The 15,646-nt window shown below is 60.1% G+C and carries 24 protein-coding genes and 1 pseudogene; 22 read left to right on the top strand and 3 right to left on the bottom strand.

Translation table 11 applies throughout. The features are described 5' to 3' along the window. Nucleotides 1-26 precede the first annotated feature (26 nt). Entirely contained in the window at nucleotides 27-887 is an 861-nt protein-coding gene (locus tag A9K66_RS15915) for a TIGR01459 family HAD-type hydrolase (protein ID WP_067325108.1), read from the bottom strand. Between the two features lie 299 nt (nucleotides 888-1,186). On the opposite strand from A9K66_RS15915, the gene A9K66_RS15910 reads away from it, so the two are divergent. From A9K66_RS15910 to A9K66_RS30330, 4 genes and pseudogenes are all read left to right on the top strand, one after another. Continuing rightward, nucleotides 1,187-3,139 carry a TadE/TadG family type IV pilus assembly protein gene (locus A9K66_RS15910; RefSeq protein WP_067325106.1) on the top strand — a complete coding sequence of 651 codons (1,953 nt, stop codon included), beginning with the start codon at nucleotides 1,187-1,189 and terminating at the stop codon, nucleotides 3,137-3,139. 26 nt (nucleotides 3,140-3,165) lie between these two features. After that, nucleotides 3,166-5,139 (top strand): pilus assembly protein TadG-related protein, encoded by a 1,974-nt coding sequence (locus tag A9K66_RS15905; RefSeq protein ID WP_067325138.1) that lies wholly within the window; start codon nucleotides 3,166-3,168, stop codon nucleotides 5,137-5,139. Between the two features lie 100 nt (nucleotides 5,140-5,239). Next, nucleotides 5,240-5,668: a nuclear transport factor 2 family protein gene (locus A9K66_RS15900; RefSeq protein WP_067325104.1), complete on the top strand. Its 429-nt coding sequence runs from the start codon at nucleotides 5,240-5,242 to the stop codon at nucleotides 5,666-5,668. Between the two features lie 144 nt (nucleotides 5,669-5,812). Continuing rightward, nucleotides 5,813-5,899: pseudogene (locus A9K66_RS30330) on the top strand (LysE family translocator); the annotation flags it as partial. 97 nt (nucleotides 5,900-5,996) lie between these two features. On the opposite strand, the gene A9K66_RS15895 reads toward A9K66_RS30330, so the two are convergent. Both A9K66_RS15895 and A9K66_RS15890 read right to left on the bottom strand, forming a co-directional pair. Continuing rightward, nucleotides 5,997-7,112, bottom strand: a complete 1,116-nt coding sequence (locus A9K66_RS15895) for a site-specific integrase (protein WP_067325102.1) — start codon at nucleotides 7,110-7,112, stop codon at nucleotides 5,997-5,999. A gap of 13 nt (nucleotides 7,113-7,125) precedes the next feature. Continuing rightward, nucleotides 7,126-7,539, bottom strand: a complete 414-nt coding sequence (locus A9K66_RS15890) for a hypothetical protein (RefSeq protein ID WP_156751080.1) — start codon at nucleotides 7,537-7,539, stop codon at nucleotides 7,126-7,128. A gap of 140 nt (nucleotides 7,540-7,679) precedes the next feature. Here A9K66_RS15890 and A9K66_RS15885 point away from each other — a divergent pair, with 140 nt between their 5' ends. The 18 genes from A9K66_RS15885 (at nucleotide 7,680) to A9K66_RS15810 (ending at nucleotide 15,630) form a co-directional block, all read left to right on the top strand. After that, a complete protein-coding gene (locus A9K66_RS15885; protein ID WP_066996617.1) occupies nucleotides 7,680-7,874 on the top strand; it encodes a hypothetical protein in 195 nt (64 codons plus the stop codon). Continuing rightward, the gene (locus A9K66_RS15880; protein WP_067325099.1) at nucleotides 7,871-8,056 is read left to right on the top strand and encodes a hypothetical protein; all 186 of its coding nucleotides are present in this window, start codon (nucleotides 7,871-7,873) and stop codon (nucleotides 8,054-8,056) included. The genes A9K66_RS15885 and A9K66_RS15880 overlap by 4 nt, the downstream gene beginning before the upstream one ends. Continuing rightward, nucleotides 8,053-8,307, top strand: coding sequence for a hypothetical protein (locus A9K66_RS15875; protein ID WP_082953914.1), 255 nt, complete (start codon nucleotides 8,053-8,055; stop codon nucleotides 8,305-8,307). Before A9K66_RS15880 ends, A9K66_RS15875 begins: the two co-directional genes overlap by 4 nt. Continuing rightward, the gene (locus A9K66_RS15870) at nucleotides 8,304-8,762 is read left to right on the top strand and encodes a hypothetical protein (RefSeq protein ID WP_245307549.1); all 459 of its coding nucleotides are present in this window, start codon (nucleotides 8,304-8,306) and stop codon (nucleotides 8,760-8,762) included. Before A9K66_RS15875 ends, A9K66_RS15870 begins: the two co-directional genes overlap by 4 nt. Nucleotides 8,763-8,916: 154 nt before the next feature. Continuing rightward, nucleotides 8,917-9,198 (top strand): DUF6074 family protein, encoded by a 282-nt coding sequence (locus A9K66_RS15865; RefSeq protein WP_067325134.1) that lies wholly within the window; start codon nucleotides 8,917-8,919, stop codon nucleotides 9,196-9,198. After that, nucleotides 9,195-9,467 (top strand): hypothetical protein, encoded by a 273-nt coding sequence (locus A9K66_RS30325; protein WP_156751079.1) that lies wholly within the window; start codon nucleotides 9,195-9,197, stop codon nucleotides 9,465-9,467. Before A9K66_RS15865 ends, A9K66_RS30325 begins: the two co-directional genes overlap by 4 nt. Then, a complete protein-coding gene (locus A9K66_RS30320; protein ID WP_156751078.1) occupies nucleotides 9,464-10,000 on the top strand; it encodes a hypothetical protein in 537 nt (178 codons plus the stop codon). The genes A9K66_RS30325 and A9K66_RS30320 overlap by 4 nt, the downstream gene beginning before the upstream one ends. Then, complete coding sequence (locus tag A9K66_RS15860; protein WP_067325095.1) at nucleotides 9,997-10,269, top strand: hypothetical protein; 273 nt, start codon at nucleotides 9,997-9,999, stop codon at nucleotides 10,267-10,269. Before A9K66_RS30320 ends, A9K66_RS15860 begins: the two co-directional genes overlap by 4 nt. Nucleotides 10,270-10,355: 86 nt before the next feature. Continuing rightward, entirely contained in the window at nucleotides 10,356-10,874 is a 519-nt protein-coding gene (locus A9K66_RS15855) for a hypothetical protein (protein WP_067325093.1), read from the top strand. 14 nt (nucleotides 10,875-10,888) lie between these two features. Then, nucleotides 10,889-11,122 carry a hypothetical protein gene (locus A9K66_RS15850; protein WP_067325091.1) on the top strand — a complete coding sequence of 78 codons (234 nt, stop codon included), beginning with the start codon at nucleotides 10,889-10,891 and terminating at the stop codon, nucleotides 11,120-11,122. An 11-nt stretch (nucleotides 11,123-11,133) separates the two neighbouring features. After that, entirely contained in the window at nucleotides 11,134-11,889 is a 756-nt protein-coding gene (locus A9K66_RS29570; RefSeq protein ID WP_082953911.1) for a hypothetical protein, read from the top strand. Then, nucleotides 11,886-12,116, top strand: coding sequence for a hypothetical protein (locus tag A9K66_RS15840; RefSeq protein ID WP_067325089.1), 231 nt, complete (start codon nucleotides 11,886-11,888; stop codon nucleotides 12,114-12,116). Before A9K66_RS29570 ends, A9K66_RS15840 begins: the two co-directional genes overlap by 4 nt. Before the next feature lie 282 nt (nucleotides 12,117-12,398). Then, nucleotides 12,399-12,812 carry a P27 family phage terminase small subunit gene (locus A9K66_RS15835; protein WP_082953910.1) on the top strand — a complete coding sequence of 138 codons (414 nt, stop codon included), beginning with the start codon at nucleotides 12,399-12,401 and terminating at the stop codon, nucleotides 12,810-12,812. Between the two features lie 2 nt (nucleotides 12,813-12,814). Further along, entirely contained in the window at nucleotides 12,815-13,066 is a 252-nt protein-coding gene (locus tag A9K66_RS15830) for a hypothetical protein (protein ID WP_067325087.1), read from the top strand. Next, entirely contained in the window at nucleotides 13,057-13,308 is a 252-nt protein-coding gene (locus A9K66_RS15825; protein ID WP_067325085.1) for a hypothetical protein, read from the top strand. The genes A9K66_RS15830 and A9K66_RS15825 overlap by 10 nt, the downstream gene beginning before the upstream one ends. Beyond that, nucleotides 13,305-13,562 carry a hypothetical protein gene (locus A9K66_RS15820; protein WP_067325084.1) on the top strand — a complete coding sequence of 86 codons (258 nt, stop codon included), beginning with the start codon at nucleotides 13,305-13,307 and terminating at the stop codon, nucleotides 13,560-13,562. The genes A9K66_RS15825 and A9K66_RS15820 overlap by 4 nt, the downstream gene beginning before the upstream one ends. Then, a complete protein-coding gene (locus A9K66_RS15815; protein WP_067325082.1) occupies nucleotides 13,559-13,750 on the top strand; it encodes a hypothetical protein in 192 nt (63 codons plus the stop codon). Before A9K66_RS15820 ends, A9K66_RS15815 begins: the two co-directional genes overlap by 4 nt. Beyond that, nucleotides 13,750-15,630 carry a hypothetical protein gene (locus tag A9K66_RS15810; protein WP_067325080.1) on the top strand — a complete coding sequence of 627 codons (1,881 nt, stop codon included), beginning with the start codon at nucleotides 13,750-13,752 and terminating at the stop codon, nucleotides 15,628-15,630. The genes A9K66_RS15815 and A9K66_RS15810 overlap by 1 nt, the downstream gene beginning before the upstream one ends. Nucleotides 15,631-15,646: the final 16 nt, after the last annotated feature.

Genomic DNA, 15,646 nt, shown 5'->3' with positions numbered 1-15,646 from the left:
GCGCCCGTCATGGTCCGGCTTCCCGCCTATTGCAGCCGCGGGATGACGGCGACCGGGCGATAACCGTGCGTCGTGAGGAATCCCGCCAGCCTTTCGGGATCCGGCCGCAGCGGGTCGCCATAGTCGCGCGCATGAATCCCGCCCGAGACATAGAGCACGTCGAACCCGTTGTCGGCGGCACCCTTGACGTCGGTCATCATGCCATCGCCGATGGCGAGAACCTGTTTGCGCTCGGCCGCGTGGCCGAGCAGCCCGGCGACCTCCTTCATGGCGAGGTTGTAGATCGGCGCGAAAGGCTTGCCGGCGATCAGCGTGCGGCCGCCAAGCTGCGCGTAGTCGCGCGCCAGCGCGCCGGCACACCAGATGGTGCGCTCGCCGCGCTCGACCAGGATGTCGGGGTTGGCGCAGATGAAGGGCAGGTTGCGGGCACGCAGCCGCTGCAGCAGTTCCGCGTATTCGGCGGGCTTCTCCACCTCGTCGTCATAGAACCCGGTGCAGACGACGCCGGAGGCTTCGAATTCCTCCACGAGTTCGACGTCCAAGCCGTCATAGAGGGTGAAGTCGCGCTCGGGCCCGATGTGGAAGATCTTCCTCGGACCCTCGGCGATCAAGTCGCGCGTGGCGTCGCCCGAGGTGACGACACGGTCGTAGGCTTCAGCCGGAACGCCGATCGCATGCATCTGCGCAACGACGTCGGCGCTGCGCCGCGGCGAATTGGTGATCAGCACCACCGGCACTTTTGCCGCGCGCGCCCGGGCAAGCGCCTCCGCGGCGACGGGGAAGTGCCATTCGCCATTGTGCAACACGCCCCACACGTCGCACAGGATGGCCGCGTAGTTTTCCGACAGATCGGTGAGCGAAGCGATGATGTTTGGCGAGTCCGCCATGCCGTTATCCTGAGACTGGTCTAGGCAAAGCCGCGACAGCCATCCTTTTGGTTCGGAGGCCGCCCACGGCCGGTCCCGCATAACCGAAGCGCTCCATCCTGTCACCAGCTTTCGCCATCGCCGCCGGGACGAGCCGCGACCACGCCCGTTCGGAAGCGCAGGGTTAACACGCCGTCAAAATGGCGGTGCGTGCTTGAACGTTTCGGGCAAGCTGAAATTTAAGGATCTATGACCATGGTAGCACCGAATTAGGACCATGGTCGTATACCGGTATGGGTCTTTTGCGGGGGCTGAGCGCAATGATCGGCAGATTTATAGGCGACAAGCGGGGCAACTACGCCCTGTTGACAGTCATCATGATGGTGCCGCTGATGGGTGCCGTGGCACTGGCCGTCGATTTTACGGAACTGGTTAGAGAGAAGCAGGAGACGCTCAACGCCCTAGATGCTGCTGGGGTCGCGACAGCGCAACAGATCGTCAGCGGAGCGAGCGACGCGGACGCGAAGGCCTACGCCAAGCAGTTCTTCGAGGCCAATCTCAGGCACGTGTCTCCGGCCAACACGACGCTGACCGTCACGCTGCCCAACAACAATGCCGGCGGCGGCACCCTGGTCCTGGAGGCGTCCCTCAAATATCACCCCTATTTCCTGCCGGCGGCGGCGATGCTGCTCGGCGGGACTGCGGGCGACCACGTAGTCAATGTTTCGGCGAGGTCGGAAATCCGACTTAAGAACACGCTGGAAGTGGCGCTCGTGCTGGATAATTCCGGATCGATGTCGACCCTAACCGGGCAGAAGCGTATTGACCTGCTAAAAGCCGCCGCCAAGCAGTTGGTCGACACGCTGGCGCTGCAGGCCCAGCAGATGAAGCAGATCTCCAAGCCAGTGCAGTTCTCGCTGGTTCCGTTCTCTGCCTCGGTCAATGTCGGGCCGACGCATGACGGCGACAGCTGGATGGATCAAGATGGGATCTCCCCGGTCCAGCACGAGAATTTCGACTGGACGACGATGAGCGCCGCCAACGATCCGAACAAGTACGCCGAGAAGGTCAATGGCGCCTGGTACAAACGCGGTGACGGTTGGGGCGATACCAAGGGTGAGCCCCTGACCCGCTTCAGCCTTTATGCCGACATGACCGTGGAATCGGGTCGCGAAGAGGTGCCGAACTCAAAGCAGTACATCTGCGACGCGTACAACAAAAAGGGCAAATGCACCGACGGACATTGGACTGACCCGCAATATGTCTACACTACCAGCCGCTATGCGAGTTGGCAGGGGTGCGTCGAAGCGAGGCCTTATCCCTACAACGACGACGACACGACGCCGACCACGTCCAATCCTGCGACGCTCTTTGTGCCCATGTTCGCTCCGGACGAGCCCGGCACGCTGTGGCGCGACTTCAACCGCGACGGCACGAATGATGTCAACAGCTTGAGCTACGGCTACGAGAACAATTGGTGGGCAGACTGGCCTTATTCATTAAACCCAACCGCGGTTCAGCGGCAATCGGACATGCGGAAGTACTTTCTGGTGAAGCCTTACGGTTCGACTTCGGCCGGTGCCGGTGACGGCCCGAACGCAGCCTGCACCACCAGTCCAATCACGCCCCTCAAGGACGTCACGGTGAGTGCGCAGAAGCAGCAACTGACTGACGCCATCAATGCTATGGCGCCAACTGGCAATACGAACGTACCCGAGGGGCTCGCCTGGGGCTGGCGGACAGTCTCAAGCAACGAGCCCTTCACCGAAGGTCGGCCAAACAACGAAAAGGGCAACGACAAGGTCGTAATCGTGCTGACCGACGGCGCCAATACCTACAGCGCGATCAGCGACGCCAGTTACGCCAACAACCGTTCCACCTATGCGGCCTATGGCTATACAGGCAAAGTCAATTCCGCACTGGCAAGCGTCACGCGCCTGTTCATGAATACGAGCACCGCGGTGCCTAAGACCACCTATACGGAGGGCAACTACACCGCCGCGCTTGACGAACAGATGCAGACGCTATGCGCCAATGCCAAGGCGGCCGGGATCATGGTGATGACGGTCTCGCTCGATTTGGTTGACACCAAGGCGGACGAGAAGAAGGCCATGGCTGCGCTAAAGGCTTGCGCTTCCGACTCCCGCTTCCGCAGAGACCCTGCCGACCCGAGCAAGCCGGCGAAGCTATTCTGGAACTCGACCGGCGCCACGCTTTCTGACGACTTCAAGGCGATCGGCAACGAATTGTCGAACCTGCGCATCGTCAGTTGATCCGAAAGAGCAACCGCTTGCTGAAGATGCGCGAATTCTGGCTTCGCTTTTGCCGCGACCGGCGCGGCAACTATGCCCTGATGACGGCGATCGCCATGGTGCCGCTGATGGGCGCCCTCGCAATCGCGGTCGACTTCACCGAACTCAACCGTCAGAAACAGATGGTGCTCAACGCGCTCGATGCGGCGAATTTTGCCGCCGCAAGGCGGTTGGCGGAAGGCGCCACCGACGACCAGATCAAGGCCTATGCCGTCGACTTCTTCAACGCCAACCTCAACACCATCGACCCCGCGGACGTAGCGCTCAACATCACCCTACCCACCAGCCAGGCCGGCGGCGGCTTGCTGACAATGAGCGCCACTCTTACCTACCATCCCTATTTCTATCCGGCTTCGGCAATGCTCGTCGGCGTCGACGAAGTCGACGCGAAAAAGCCCGTTGAGATCGAGATGAAGTCACAGGTGCGCTTGAAGAACACACTGGAAGTGGCGATGGTGCTCGACAATTCGGGCTCGATGTCGACGAAAGGATCCGGCACGGGGCAGAAGCGCATCGACCTGCTCAAACAGGCCGCCAAGCAGTTGGTCGACACACTTGCGCAGCAGGCGGCGCAGATCAAGCAGATCGACAAGCCGGTCCAGTTCAGCCTGGTGCCCTTCGCGGCTTCGGTCAATGTCGGGCCCGATAACGACAACGCCTCCTGGATGGATGTCTACGGGCTGTCGCCGGTCGCCAACGAGAATTTCGACTGGTCGACGCTCAACGCCGCCGACAAGCACGCCCAGAAGATCAACGGCATCTGGTACAAGAACGGCACCGGCTGGGGGACCGAGGAAGGCCAGGCACTGACCCGCTTTTCGCTCTATCGCGACATGAAGGTGGTCACCAGCCACGAGCGCATCGTCGGCAGCAAGCGCGTCGTCTGCGACGAATACCGGTCCAACAACACCTGCAAGCGAAGCCACAACGAATACGACTACAACGACACCTACGGCCCGTTCGCGAGCTGGCAGGGCTGCGTCGAGGTGCGTCCCTACCCTTACAATGTCGACGATACGCCTGCGTCCGGGGGGCCGAACAACACCGGCATCGGCGTCGGCGACCCGGCGACAATGTTCGTGCCGATGTTCGCGCCCGACGAACCCGGCAACCACTGGAAGGTGACGCAAGATCCCGACGAGCCGAACCCGGTGACCTACGGCGCTGCCAACAGCTGGTGGAACGACGATCCGTCGAGCACCACCGGCAAGACGCGCCAATCCAACATGGCCAAATATTTCATGCCGCGGCCGATCAATGCGCCGGTGCTGGCTACGGGCGCCGGTCCCAACTATAGCTGCACCACGACGCCGGTCACGCCGCTCACCGACGTCACCACCGCGGACGGGCTGGCCGCCATCAAGGCGGCTGTCGACCTGATGCAGCCCAACGGCAACACCAACGTGCCGGAAGGCATGGCCTGGGGCTGGCGCACCGTTTCCAGCAGCGCGCCGTTCACCGAAGGGCGGCCGGAGACCGAACGCGGCAACGACAAGGTCGTCATCGTGCTTACCGACGGCGAGAACACCTATTCGACGGTGAACTCCGATCCGGCCGGCAACAAATCGACCTATGCCGCCTACGGCTATACCGGCGTCGGCTACATAGGCACCTCGGTCACCCGCCTGTTCGGCGGCACCTCCAGCGACATCGGCCAGTTCAACTATTCCTCGGGCAACTACACCAACGCGCTCAACGAGCAGATGGCCAAGCTCTGCGACCACGCCAAGGCGGCCAACATCATGGTGATGACGGTTGCGCTCGACATGTCCGCGACCGACGCCGGCGACAAGCAGGCGATGGACGCCCTGAAGACCTGCTCATCCGACTCCCGCTTCCGCAAGGATCCCGCCGACCCCAGCAAGCCCGCCAAGCTTTTCTGGAATGCAACCGGCGCGACGCTGTCCGACAATTTCAAGGAGATTGCGAACGAGCTATCGAATTTGCGCGTAGTGGGGTAACGGACATAAACTGACGCCGGCGCGCCAAGAAGCGAAAAAGCAGGATCAGGGGCTTGATTTCAGATAGTATTCTCTTTCCCCTTCATCGGAGGATGCTGAGATGCTGTCAGACCTCGCGAAACTCATCGAGCAGGATCATTTAGCCCTGGATGCCTTCGTCAAGGGCAATCCCGAACCATTGAAAAGTCTCTTCTCACAACGGGATGACGTCGTCATCGCCAATCCATTCGGCCCGCCGGCAAAAGGATGGAAGAAGGCTGCCGAAACGATGGACCGTGCCGCTACCAACTACCGAGACGGAGAGATTATCGGCTTTGACCGTATTTCCGAGTACGCAACGACCGACTTGGGTTACATCATCGAGATCGAGCGGGTCCGATCCAAGGTCGGCGGCAGCGACAAGCTTGTTCCGATCTCACTTCGAACCACCACTATATTTCGGCGGGAGAAAGGCGCGTGGAAGATCGTCCTTCGTCATGCCGATCCTATAACCTCGCCTCGTCCGGCAGCCTCGATCGTCGGTGAGTAGAGAGGCTGCCAAAGCCTGCGGCGCTGCTCGACCTGGCGCAACGAACGGCGCCGGCAAGTCCCTTGCGCTCGTGCGCGGCACAAGGCACATGTCCGTCCCCGCCGGCATCGGACCTTCTCTGCCGCAGGTGCTGGAGATCGAGCTATGCCCGACGCCGCCAACCATTTGACTTTCGCGCTGATCTGCCTCGGCATGGTGCTCACACCCGGCCCGAACATGATCTATCTGATCCGCTCATGAGAGCGAAAAGCGCTTTGTTTTCAAAGGTCATGTTGCAAAATGGGCCAAACATGTCGCAGTGAGTGTTCGGCACCCGTTTCCCATTTGATCACAGAAGCTTGGCCAGGGCGTCGGCGCGTTCCTTCTGGCGGCTGTTGCCGTCTTTCTTTTTGAGCAAGTGCCCATACAAGTCATAGGTCATCGTGATCGACGAATGGCCGAGTTCGGTCTGGATCTCTTTCGGGTTGGCGTCACTGTCAATCAGCATGCTCGCATGGAAGTGCCGCAGGGCATGGAAGCCGACAGGCTTGACGCCGGCATCCTTCAACAGCTTCGTCCAGACTCGTGCGTAGAAGTTCGACAACAGCCAAGGCGTGCCAGCCTCGGTCGGGAATACCAATTCGTTTTTGCCTGCCTGCAGCCTTAGCTCTTTCAGGAGCGATACGAGGTCGGCAGGCAGAGTGATGGTGCGCTTCCCTGCCCTCGACTTCGGCGGGCCAATGACGCCATATTCGTCTGCGCGCTGCCGGACCTCGATGGTGCCAGCCTTGAGATCGACAGCATCCCAAGGCAGCCCCCGGATCTCGGACGCGCGCATACCGGTGTGAATGGCCGTCTCGATCATGCCTCGGCGCACCAGCGGCAGTTCCTTGGCCTTGGCGCGGATGAGCTTGATGTCGGCGATCGAAGGAATGGTGACCTCCTCGGCATGACGGCCACCAATGCCGATCTTGACCGCAGACGCGATGTTAACTCCGACGCGATCCTGATGGACCATTTCCGACAAGAGGCCCTTAAGGCTCTGCAGCACCTTCTTTGCCGTCGCGCGCGTCAGCTTCTGGAGCAGGTCGTTCCGAAACGTGACGACATCCGCCTTCGACAGGTCCGTCAACTTCTTCGTGCCCATGGCTGGCGCGATGTAGGCATCCAGATGATGCTTGTAGCCTCGAAGCGTCGCCTTCTCCGCCGGTTCACGATCGTCGCGGCCATGCTCGACCGCCTTAAGCCATTCGGCGCCGGCTTCTGCCACTGTCAGTGATTTGGACGCGATGACGTGGCGCTTCTCCCTCACCTCCCCGCGCATGGTGGTTTCCCACTCGCGGGCTTCCTTGCGGGTCGCAAATGTCTTGATTGCGCGCTTCCGGTCCTGGTCGAAGTAATCGACAATCCAAGACTCCCGAGCCTCGCCCTTGGTGGTCGTCCACGTCCGCTTGCGTATCGACATAGCTTCTACTCACCTAAAAAGGAATCTCGTCTGTGGTGCGAGTGCCGTCAGCGTTTATATTGAAGCTTCGCTTATGCCTGTCCTGCACAGACGCGGTGCCGTCCTGATAGACGGTGACAACGTCGCCGGTCGTCATGCCGAACGATATTGAGGACGTGGTCATCTTGATCTGATTTATCAGTGGATGGCCCACTAATACGTCCTTCGCGATATCAGACATCATCCGCGTGTCCTTCAGGCGCTCGATAAATCGGCGCGTGATGGCTTCAGCATCGTCCCGGTGTTTCAGTGCCTCGTCTAGCAGACGACGTGCAGCCTCCACCTCTGACTGTAGCTTCATATCAGCCTGAAACTTGGTGATCCGCTCCACCAGTTCCGTGGGTAGGACGTACACCCGCCGTTGGGTGCTCTCTTTGTCAGCCGCCATTGCAATTATCCCCAGAAAGTTTCCGCAGTGGTTGCACACGCCTTGAACCATTGCAAGTGACTACTGTATGGTAACAGCAATTGACATTCATTGGTACATGAACAAAATAGGAATCGTTATCAAATGGTGAAAGGCGCAGGATGACGGCAGTGTCAGAGCCCAGCGGGATCGACGTAGTTTGGGGCGCAGTCGAGATCGGGAAAGAGATCAACAGGACGCCCCGGCAGACCTTCCACATGTTGGAGCAAGGTTTACTGCCGGCCAGGAAGGTCGGCAGCCAGTGGGTAGCTGAGCGCGGCAAGCTGCGGGCGTTTTTCACCGGGGATGCCGCATGAGCTGCCTCGATGAGGAACACAACCCGCGTATCGACGAGGCGGCGAACTGGCTGGCCTCCACTCCCAGGCGCCAGCGCGAACGGCCGACAGTGCCGCTCTTAAGGGAGCGATTCGGCCTTTCGGCTTCCGAAGCCTGTAGGGCCATTGCCGCCGCCAACATGATCTTGGCGAGGGCGGCATGATGACCTTCGAGGAAAAGATAACTCCCCAAGCCAGGTGGCGGCAGGCTAACCCCAAGGCCGTATGGGCTCAGAATGCGCTCCGGAGCGCTGTAAAGCGCGGGCTGATCATTCAGATGCCGTGCGAAATCTGCGGCTCGCCGATCGCCGAGGCCCATCATCCTGATTACGACCGCCCGATGCTGGTCAACTGGTATTGTCGCAAGCATCACCAGGCCGAGCACCGCCGGTTGAAATGCGAGGCCGTTGGATGAGCAAACAGCGGTCTTGGTTGAAAAGTTTCGTTGGGCATCGCCTGGAGATGTACCTCAGCCCTGCATGGGCTGAAGCCCGCGTAGGCCCGCTCCGGGCAATGCTTGAGCGGCTGGAGATAGAGCATCTTCGTCACGGTGGATATAACAATGGCGAGCTGTTCGTCTCTTACGGCCAGTTCGTTGATCACGGCATTTCGCGCAAGTCGATCAAACGCACCCAGCAACTCGCCGTCGATCTTGGCTTCCTGGAAGTCACCTATACCGAGGGTGACGGCGTGATCAGACCGCCGAATGCCTATCGACTTACCTACGTGCCAGCCAAGGGCAAGACGACGCCGACAGACGAATGGAAGGCCATCACGAAGGAGAAGGCAAGGCAATTGGTCGAGGCTTTCCGGGCCGCCGACAAAGCCGCGGCAAAAGCGACCAAGAAGACAATCAGAGAGGCTGCGTGATGTTCATCACGAAAACAGCTTCCCGGTTCCCATTCCTGCCGTTTATCGGTTCCCTTTTCTGCCAGCAAATCGGCTTCACCGGTTCCCATTCCTGTATGCCGTCCAGTGCTAGAAAGGGAACTATCTCTTATATCTCGGGGTGGAGGACGCGCTCATGACACGCACTGAGCACTGCCAGGTCATTGCGTTCCCTCTGATCCAGCGCACAGGCAAGATCCGAGATGTCGCGGCCAAGATGATGGCCAAGACGACAGACCGGCATGCCGAAAGCTACAGGGATCAGGTAACGGCGGCCCTCGTGAGCCAGCTAAACCGGCTCGGCGTAACCGAAGTCGAACGAGATCGGCAACTCACCCAGTTTTGGCACGCGGTCCAAGCGGAAACCATCCGGCTCACCTACGGCCACGGCCAGCGGCCCGGAGGTAACGCGGCATGACTGAAACGCTGCGTAACGTTACGCTAGCAGGTGCTAGCAAACACGAGCATCTGAAAGTCTCCCGACCGTTCGGCGACCGTTCGGCGAATTGCCCCTGTCAGCTCGATCTATTCGAATGGGCAGCGGCACTGCCAACAGCTCGCATCTACGATTGGGGCGAACCTTTCGCCGCCAAGTTGATGTGCCGCATTCATGAATACGACGACGCGTGGCCGAAACCGCGCTACGACGCGCCCGTCGCCGTGTTGCCGATCCGGAGGCGCGCTTGACGATCCTTGACTGCACCACAGAAAGCCTCGATGGCCGAGCCCTGGGCGGCGCCGACGAACTCGGCCGCAGCCCGCTCAACTTCGTCGGCCAGGTGATTCACCTTTGCCATCCGCTTCACGACTCGGTCACGAAGCATCGAAAGCCGGGCAGATCGGTGGAGAGCGGCGCGCTCTTCATAATGCGAGTCAAGCGGTGCAAACACCATCGTCATCGTGTCGGCTCCTCAATGGGGGCTTGTGGGCGGCGCTATCTTGAGCAGCCGCCGCCGGGCTGCTTTCGCTCGCGCTTGCCCGGAGCGTATGCGGCAGCAAAGTGCGACACTGATCGCAAGGCCGTGGTTGTCATTGAGCAGGGTCTCTGCCTGCTGCAGGGAGAGTTCGGCTCGCTTAGCACGTTGCCGCGCCGCCGCCATTTCCAAACTCAAAACTTCAATCATTCCTCGGCATCCTGGATTGCCGTCCCTTCCATTAGCAAACCCTCATCTTCCGCATTGGTTCCGATTTGCCGGCTAGCCACCAGGAGACGTGCATGACGGAGCCGCGAAGCTGTCAGCAGTGCAACGGGAGCCTTGCCGGCAAGAGGAGCGACGCAAAGTTCTGCGGTGTGAACTGCCGGAACTTGCACTTCAAGCACCGCGTCGGCCGCACCGAAGCAATCGCTGTGAAGGTGCTGATAGAAAGGGACGGCCGGGAAGCACTTATCGAAGACGGAAGCCTCAACATGCAAGACGAGCACTCACCGGCAAAGGTGAGAGAGGCATTTCTTGAAATGTGGGACGAGTTCATTCGAAAGAACGCCTAACCGCAAACGCAAATCCCGGTTACGCTTATTGCGCTCGTGGTAGATTCGGCTCCTGACTCGAATTCCATCTTGTCTCGGAGCCCAGAATGCTTTCCCGTACCAAGGCGCCTACATCGCCGGACTTCTCGAAATCGCTTGTCATCCCTGAACGTTCCGCCTCGATCGCCAAGGCAGAGGAAGCTCTGCAAAAGGCCGTTGCCGCTCGTGAGGAAGGACAGGCACGGCACATCGAAGCTGGGCGGCGCCTCGCAAACCAGCCCCTTGGCCAGCCGCCTACGATCAGCCAGCGCGATGTCGATGAGATCGGCGCCACGCTTCAGCCGCTCTTCGACGCGGAGAAGGAAGCCAGGGCAGTACGAGACGAGGAAGTCCGGCTTTTCGAGATGAGCATCGGCCCGTCATTGGCTGAGCCGCTGGCAGCCTATCGCCAGGCAGTCGGAGAGGCGCTTGACACTCTCGAAGGCCTTCTGAGGCAGGGCGCCGCCTTCGCCGCCAAAGCCCGACAGGCGCGCTTCGATCTGAAACCGCATTCGCGGCTGCCAGGTGTCGCGGAACAGATGGGCGACCGTCTGCAATTCGTGCGGCAGCCGTTCGAGAGAACCTAAGAGAGGAAACAGTCATGACGGAACAGTGGCACCCGAAAGTCACCTACTGCGAAGGTGAGCGATGCCGATATGCCGGCGAGACCTACGAGGCGAAATTCGATCTCGTGCGCGGTTTAAAGCCTGTCGGCCATCTGTCGCAAAAATTCTGGCGCAAGGTTTCGACCATCCGCCCCACGAAGGCGAACGATAGCGTCACCGGCAGGAAGCTGACGAACGGCTACTTGACCCGAAGCATGTCGCATCTCTGAGGTTTGACCGGATGGCAAGGCTACCGAAAGCTCCGGTCATCGATCAGCGCTCGGCCGATCTCGCGAGGGTCGGCGCGGAGCTCACGCGGCTGGAAAAGCTGCTCACCGAGAAACGAGAAGCTTTGGCGGCAAACACTCGTCTGCATGCGCTCGACCAGGACGTGAATTTGCAGGCCCGCTTGAAGGGCGAGATCGGCGCCGTCGAAGAGTTGATCGGCAAGCAGCGCGACAGCCGCTTTACGGTCGAACTTGGCGACCTCAACCCCAAACCTCTTGCTCCGAACACCGCGCAGCCGCCACGGCCGAAAAAGGCATGGGAGATCAAGAATCTTCCCAGGCCGACATATCCAACTGGCGCTCGTCAACGTGGTGATCAGAAGGCCCTCGCAACGGCCTTCGCATCGTTTGTCGAATATCACATCGATCAAGCAAACATCGCCATGCAGAAGGCCAACGTGGATGCCGCCGCTAAGGTGTCCATCGAACTACTGATGGACGTGGCGGGCGAACATCTCGGCGTCCAACATTGGATGACTGCTCGCATTGCCGAGTTGGAAGACCGCCTGAAGGAACTGGAAGAACGGTCCTTCGACTACAAGGGCGTGTGGAAGGCCGACGAAACATACAAGCGCGGCCATTTCGTCACCCACTCAGGCAGCCTCTGGCACTGTGAATTGGCGGGATCGGGGATCGTGCCAGGCAACGGTGCTGCAGGATGGCGGCTTGCCGTCAAGCGCGGTGAGAATGGAAAGGACGCGTCGCGATGACAAAGTCAGCAACCATCGAGTCCATGCATATCAGCGGTAAAGGACCGCACTGGAATGGAAGCGTCGAGGTATTGGTCAACACCATGCGCGGCTACATCCGCACCTTCCAGCAGTCAGAGCAGCGCCTACCAGATGAGCGTGAAAGCCTATTGATCTGGGCAGCGGTGCAACGCTGGCATGGCGTGCCTGAGCAGTCACTGGTGCCCCAAGAGATGAGGCGCCAATGACGAGCGGACACCTAGCCGAGGCTATCGCATGGTTCGCAGAGCACGAAGCCGATAGGCGCGGCGTTGACGGCTCACCGTACGAAGTGATGAAGCGCAAGCACGGCCTAAGCTTCTCCGAAGCCGTGCAAGTCTGCCGCGAAGTCCGAGAGAGGGTTGGACCGTACAAGGGGTGCGGGGGGAGGGTCGGCTTGCCTGTCGATGACCCTTCGTACCGGTGTCCCCCCTTTTCGCAGAGTTTTGCATCCCCGGTTCAACCCGCGCGCGCGAGGATGGAGGTGAATAATGGGCGCTAGAGGTCCAAAATCAACGGCGCAGCTTTCGGTCGTCACCGATGGCGCACCCGACATCAACTATTCGGCGTCCGTCCGGTCTCCGAAGGCCCCGGCGCACCTGTCCAAAGCAAGTCAGGACTGGTGGGCCGAGATAACGCGGGAATACGAACTCGAAAGCCATCATCTGCGGCTTCTGCAGGCAGCTTGCGAGAGCTGGGAGCGGATGCAGGCAGCGCGTGCTGCGATCGGCAAGCACGGGCTGACATTCACCGATGCTCAGGGCTGCCCCAAGGCACGGCCGGAAATCGCCATCGAACGTGACGCCAAGATCGGCTTTGCCAGGCTCATTCGCGAACTGGACCTTGATTTCGAGCCGCCGGCAGAAGGGCGCCGGCCTCCGTCGATCAGGAGCAACAGGGGCTGAAAATGCCGGTTAAGCGCCGCATCTCCAAAAGGCACAGGCTTCTGGCTCAGATGAGCCGGTGGGAAGACCTGTTTGAATACGGTCACGACTGGTTCGGGGATCATGCCGAGCTTGGCTACGGCAGCGAAGCCGAGATGAAGGCAGACGCGCCGGAAGCGTGGTCGGTCTTGGGCGCTGCCTTCCTGGCACATAGACAGACCCAAGGCCCGGTTTGGGCACTGGTGCAGTTCGGAGAGCCGTCCAGATGCCCGTGAAGCGTCGCAATGGCAAAAAGCACGTATCGGCCCAAGTCGAGGCATGGGCGGAGCTTTTCCAAACGGGCTCCGACGGCTTCGGCGATCTGACCGATCTTGGCTACGCGATCGAGCACAACGACCCTCAGAAACTCGCTGATGCGCCTGCGGCATGCGCAAGGCTCGGCCCCACATTCCTGGCCAGTCGGCCGGATGGGTGGACGGCCTGGGCGTTCCAGAAGTTCGGAGATCCCCGGCAATGAAGCGGCGCGGCAGCAAGTCGAAGAATCGGATCGTCATCACATCGGCCGCCGTCGAGGCGTTCAAGGCGAATGACTTCAAGGCGCTGCATCGTGCCTTAGGTCTCAAGCCTTGGGAAATGTCACCGCTGCCGCGCGATATCGAACCACTCGGCTGTGATCCCGAACGCCCGCCGAATTCCAGGGCAACCCTTTTCGACCAATCGTTTGAACGGGCGGTCGAGCTGCAACGCGCTCTTTTGGAGGCGGTGCAGTGACCCAGGAAGAGCGGCTCCACATCGCCAGAAACTTGATCGTCGCCGGCATCGAGATGGCTTTCCAAGTCACCGGCAGCGGCTTGGCGGCGCTCGAAGAGACTGAGACCGCAATGGGTGCCTTCCTGGCGGCGCACAATGCGAAGCTGACGGCCGAGATCGAGGCCATGGAAACACAAGGATCTGCCTAATGGTCGCAAGCGTCGGAAGCATCAGCATCGACTTATCGACAAACGCGCAGAAGTTCGCATCCGGCTTCAAGTCGGCCGCGACCACGGTTGAGAGCCAATCCGCACGCATGGCCAAGAGCGTGGCGGCTGTCGAAAGAGGTGTTACCTCTATAGGCGGGACGCTCAAGACCTTTGTCGGTGGCTTGGCCGCTGGCGCCGGCATTGCCTCCATTGCCTCTCTGAGCGGAGCTTTCGATACCCTCAAGCAAACGATCAGCGAATACGACGAGATCGCTACCAACGCCAAGCAGACAGGCCTGAATACAGATACCTACCAGTCTCTGGCTTTCGCAGCGAAGCAGGCGAACGTCGAGCAGGAGAGCTTCAACACAGCGCTCACCATCTTTGCCAAGAATGCCGGGCTCGCCGAGAGGGGCACGGGCGCGCTTTACAGCAGCCTGCAGAAGCTCAATCCGCAGTTGCTCCAGAACATCGTCAATACCAAGGACCAGGAGACGCGTCTCAAGCTTGTCGCCGATGCCCTAGCCCAAACGACAGATGCGTCGCAGAAGGCGGCGCTAGCCGCAGCAGTATTCGGCAAGGGCGGCGTCGAGATGGCCCGCTTCCTCGATCAGGGCAGCGCCTCGATCGAGGCCATGAAGAAGGCAGCCAAGGACTTGGGGATCGTCATACCGGATGATCTTCTGCAGCGTGCCGGCGATATCGACAACAAGCTCGATGAGTTGGCCAAGATCATTCACGTTCAGCTCGGCGAAGCGGTTATCAATCTGGTGCCAGTGCTTGAGAAGGCGACCATCGGCTTTGCCAACTTCTCAAAGAGCGTGAATACCGCTTCCAGCGCCCTCACCAACTTCGTCAATGATCCGAGTTGGGCAACGCTCGAAAAGCTTGTGGTGTCAATCGGCGGTGAGCCCTTCAAGGAAAATAGCCTCCTCGGGCATCTCGCCAACGGCACGATGGATTTCGGCACGTCAGCCGAAGACATCTCCGCCATCACCAAAGGCATCGACTTCCTGAAGCAGAAGATCGCCGAATTGCAGGCTTTGGCGGCCAAGGGTGCCGACGTTCATGTCGAACTGACCGATGCCCAACAGAGCCTCAATGACCTTGAGCTTCGGCTACGCCAAATTCAGGGCGTGGGAGTTTCCGCTGCGAACGAAATTCGGGCGAGCTTTGCCGAGGCTTTCCGTGCGGCCGAGAATGCTTCGATGGATGCATTGGCTTCGATGCGCGGTGCGGCTGCTCCCGGCTCTCTGCCAAACGTCACGCGCTACGGTGGCAACCCGAACCAGATCGAACTTCCCGATCAAAGCCGAAACGTTCAGACAAACGTCAACGGCTCCGGTGTCAATGTCACCAAATATTCCAGCGACACCGCCGACAACACCAAGGACACTGCAGGCTATACGCAAGAGACGGCGGATAACGTCACATCACTTGATCAGAACACGAACAGCAATTTCCGCCGATTGACTGACGCCATGGGGCGTTATTCGTCAAACGAAGTGACCGCAATCAGTGGCCTCGGCGCGTCCTTCGCCGCCGCTCAATATGACGCATTGGATGCGATTACGGCGCAGATGGTTCAGGCCGGTCTAAACACAGGCAGCATTTCTCAGCCGTCAAACATGTTCGGAGATCAGTGGGACTCGCAGCATGGATCTCATGTCGGCCCGATCCTGAATGGCGGGATAGCCCCGCATTACAGCCTCGGTTCAATGACGAGCGGCGGATCATCCGACACGCAAGTCTCCGTTGCTCAACCCGGTTCGGACATCACGCTGAACTATTACGCCGCCCCCGGCGAAAGCACAGAAACCGCCAAGCAGCGGGCGCGCGAAATGTTCAATGAACTAACCCTTCAGGCGTCGAGGGCATAATGCTGGCACCCCTGAT

Source organism: Mesorhizobium sp. AA23 (assembly GCF_001672435.1).
Lineage (GTDB): Bacteria > Pseudomonadota > Alphaproteobacteria > Rhizobiales > Rhizobiaceae > Mesorhizobium.
This window is presented reverse-complemented; position numbering and strand designations above follow the sequence as displayed.

Excerpts from the sequence above, each read along its gene's own strand:
- A9K66_RS15905 (WP_067325138.1), top strand. The coding sequence starts at position 3,166 with ATGCGCGAATTCTGGCTTCGCTTTTGCCGCGACCGGCGCGGCAACTAT.
- A9K66_RS15830 (WP_067325087.1), top strand. The coding sequence starts at position 12,815 with ATGCCGGTTAAGCGCCGCATCTCCAAAAGGCACAGGCTTCTGGCTCAG.
- A9K66_RS29570 (WP_082953911.1), top strand. The coding sequence starts at position 11,134 with ATGGCAAGGCTACCGAAAGCTCCGGTCATCGATCAGCGCTCGGCCGAT.
- A9K66_RS15885 (WP_066996617.1), top strand. The coding sequence starts at position 7,680 with ATGACGGCAGTGTCAGAGCCCAGCGGGATCGACGTAGTTTGGGGCGCA.
- A9K66_RS15880 (WP_067325099.1), top strand. The coding sequence starts at position 7,871 with ATGAGCTGCCTCGATGAGGAACACAACCCGCGTATCGACGAGGCGGCG.
- A9K66_RS15900 (WP_067325104.1), top strand. The coding sequence starts at position 5,240 with ATGCTGTCAGACCTCGCGAAACTCATCGAGCAGGATCATTTAGCCCTG.
- A9K66_RS15855 (WP_067325093.1), top strand. The coding sequence starts at position 10,356 with ATGCTTTCCCGTACCAAGGCGCCTACATCGCCGGACTTCTCGAAATCG.
- A9K66_RS15865 (WP_067325134.1), top strand. The coding sequence starts at position 8,917 with ATGACACGCACTGAGCACTGCCAGGTCATTGCGTTCCCTCTGATCCAG.
- A9K66_RS15825 (WP_067325085.1), top strand. The coding sequence starts at position 13,057 with ATGCCCGTGAAGCGTCGCAATGGCAAAAAGCACGTATCGGCCCAAGTC.
- A9K66_RS15870 (WP_245307549.1), top strand. The coding sequence starts at position 8,304 with ATGAGCAAACAGCGGTCTTGGTTGAAAAGTTTCGTTGGGCATCGCCTG.
- A9K66_RS15835 (WP_082953910.1), top strand. The coding sequence starts at position 12,399 with ATGGGCGCTAGAGGTCCAAAATCAACGGCGCAGCTTTCGGTCGTCACC.
- A9K66_RS15875 (WP_082953914.1), top strand. The coding sequence starts at position 8,053 with ATGATGACCTTCGAGGAAAAGATAACTCCCCAAGCCAGGTGGCGGCAG.
- A9K66_RS15860 (WP_067325095.1), top strand. The coding sequence starts at position 9,997 with ATGACGGAGCCGCGAAGCTGTCAGCAGTGCAACGGGAGCCTTGCCGGC.
- A9K66_RS15915 (WP_067325108.1), bottom strand. The coding sequence starts at position 887 with ATGGCGGACTCGCCAAACATCATCGCTTCGCTCACCGATCTGTCGGAA.
- A9K66_RS15810 (WP_067325080.1), top strand. The coding sequence starts at position 13,750 with ATGGTCGCAAGCGTCGGAAGCATCAGCATCGACTTATCGACAAACGCG.
- A9K66_RS15840 (WP_067325089.1), top strand. The coding sequence starts at position 11,886 with ATGACAAAGTCAGCAACCATCGAGTCCATGCATATCAGCGGTAAAGGA.
- A9K66_RS15910 (WP_067325106.1), top strand. The coding sequence starts at position 1,187 with ATGATCGGCAGATTTATAGGCGACAAGCGGGGCAACTACGCCCTGTTG.
- A9K66_RS15895 (WP_067325102.1), bottom strand. The coding sequence starts at position 7,112 with ATGTCGATACGCAAGCGGACGTGGACGACCACCAAGGGCGAGGCTCGG.
- A9K66_RS30325 (WP_156751079.1), top strand. The coding sequence starts at position 9,195 with ATGACTGAAACGCTGCGTAACGTTACGCTAGCAGGTGCTAGCAAACAC.
- A9K66_RS15850 (WP_067325091.1), top strand. The coding sequence starts at position 10,889 with ATGACGGAACAGTGGCACCCGAAAGTCACCTACTGCGAAGGTGAGCGA.
- A9K66_RS15820 (WP_067325084.1), top strand. The coding sequence starts at position 13,305 with ATGAAGCGGCGCGGCAGCAAGTCGAAGAATCGGATCGTCATCACATCG.
- A9K66_RS15890 (WP_156751080.1), bottom strand. The coding sequence starts at position 7,539 with ATGGCGGCTGACAAAGAGAGCACCCAACGGCGGGTGTACGTCCTACCC.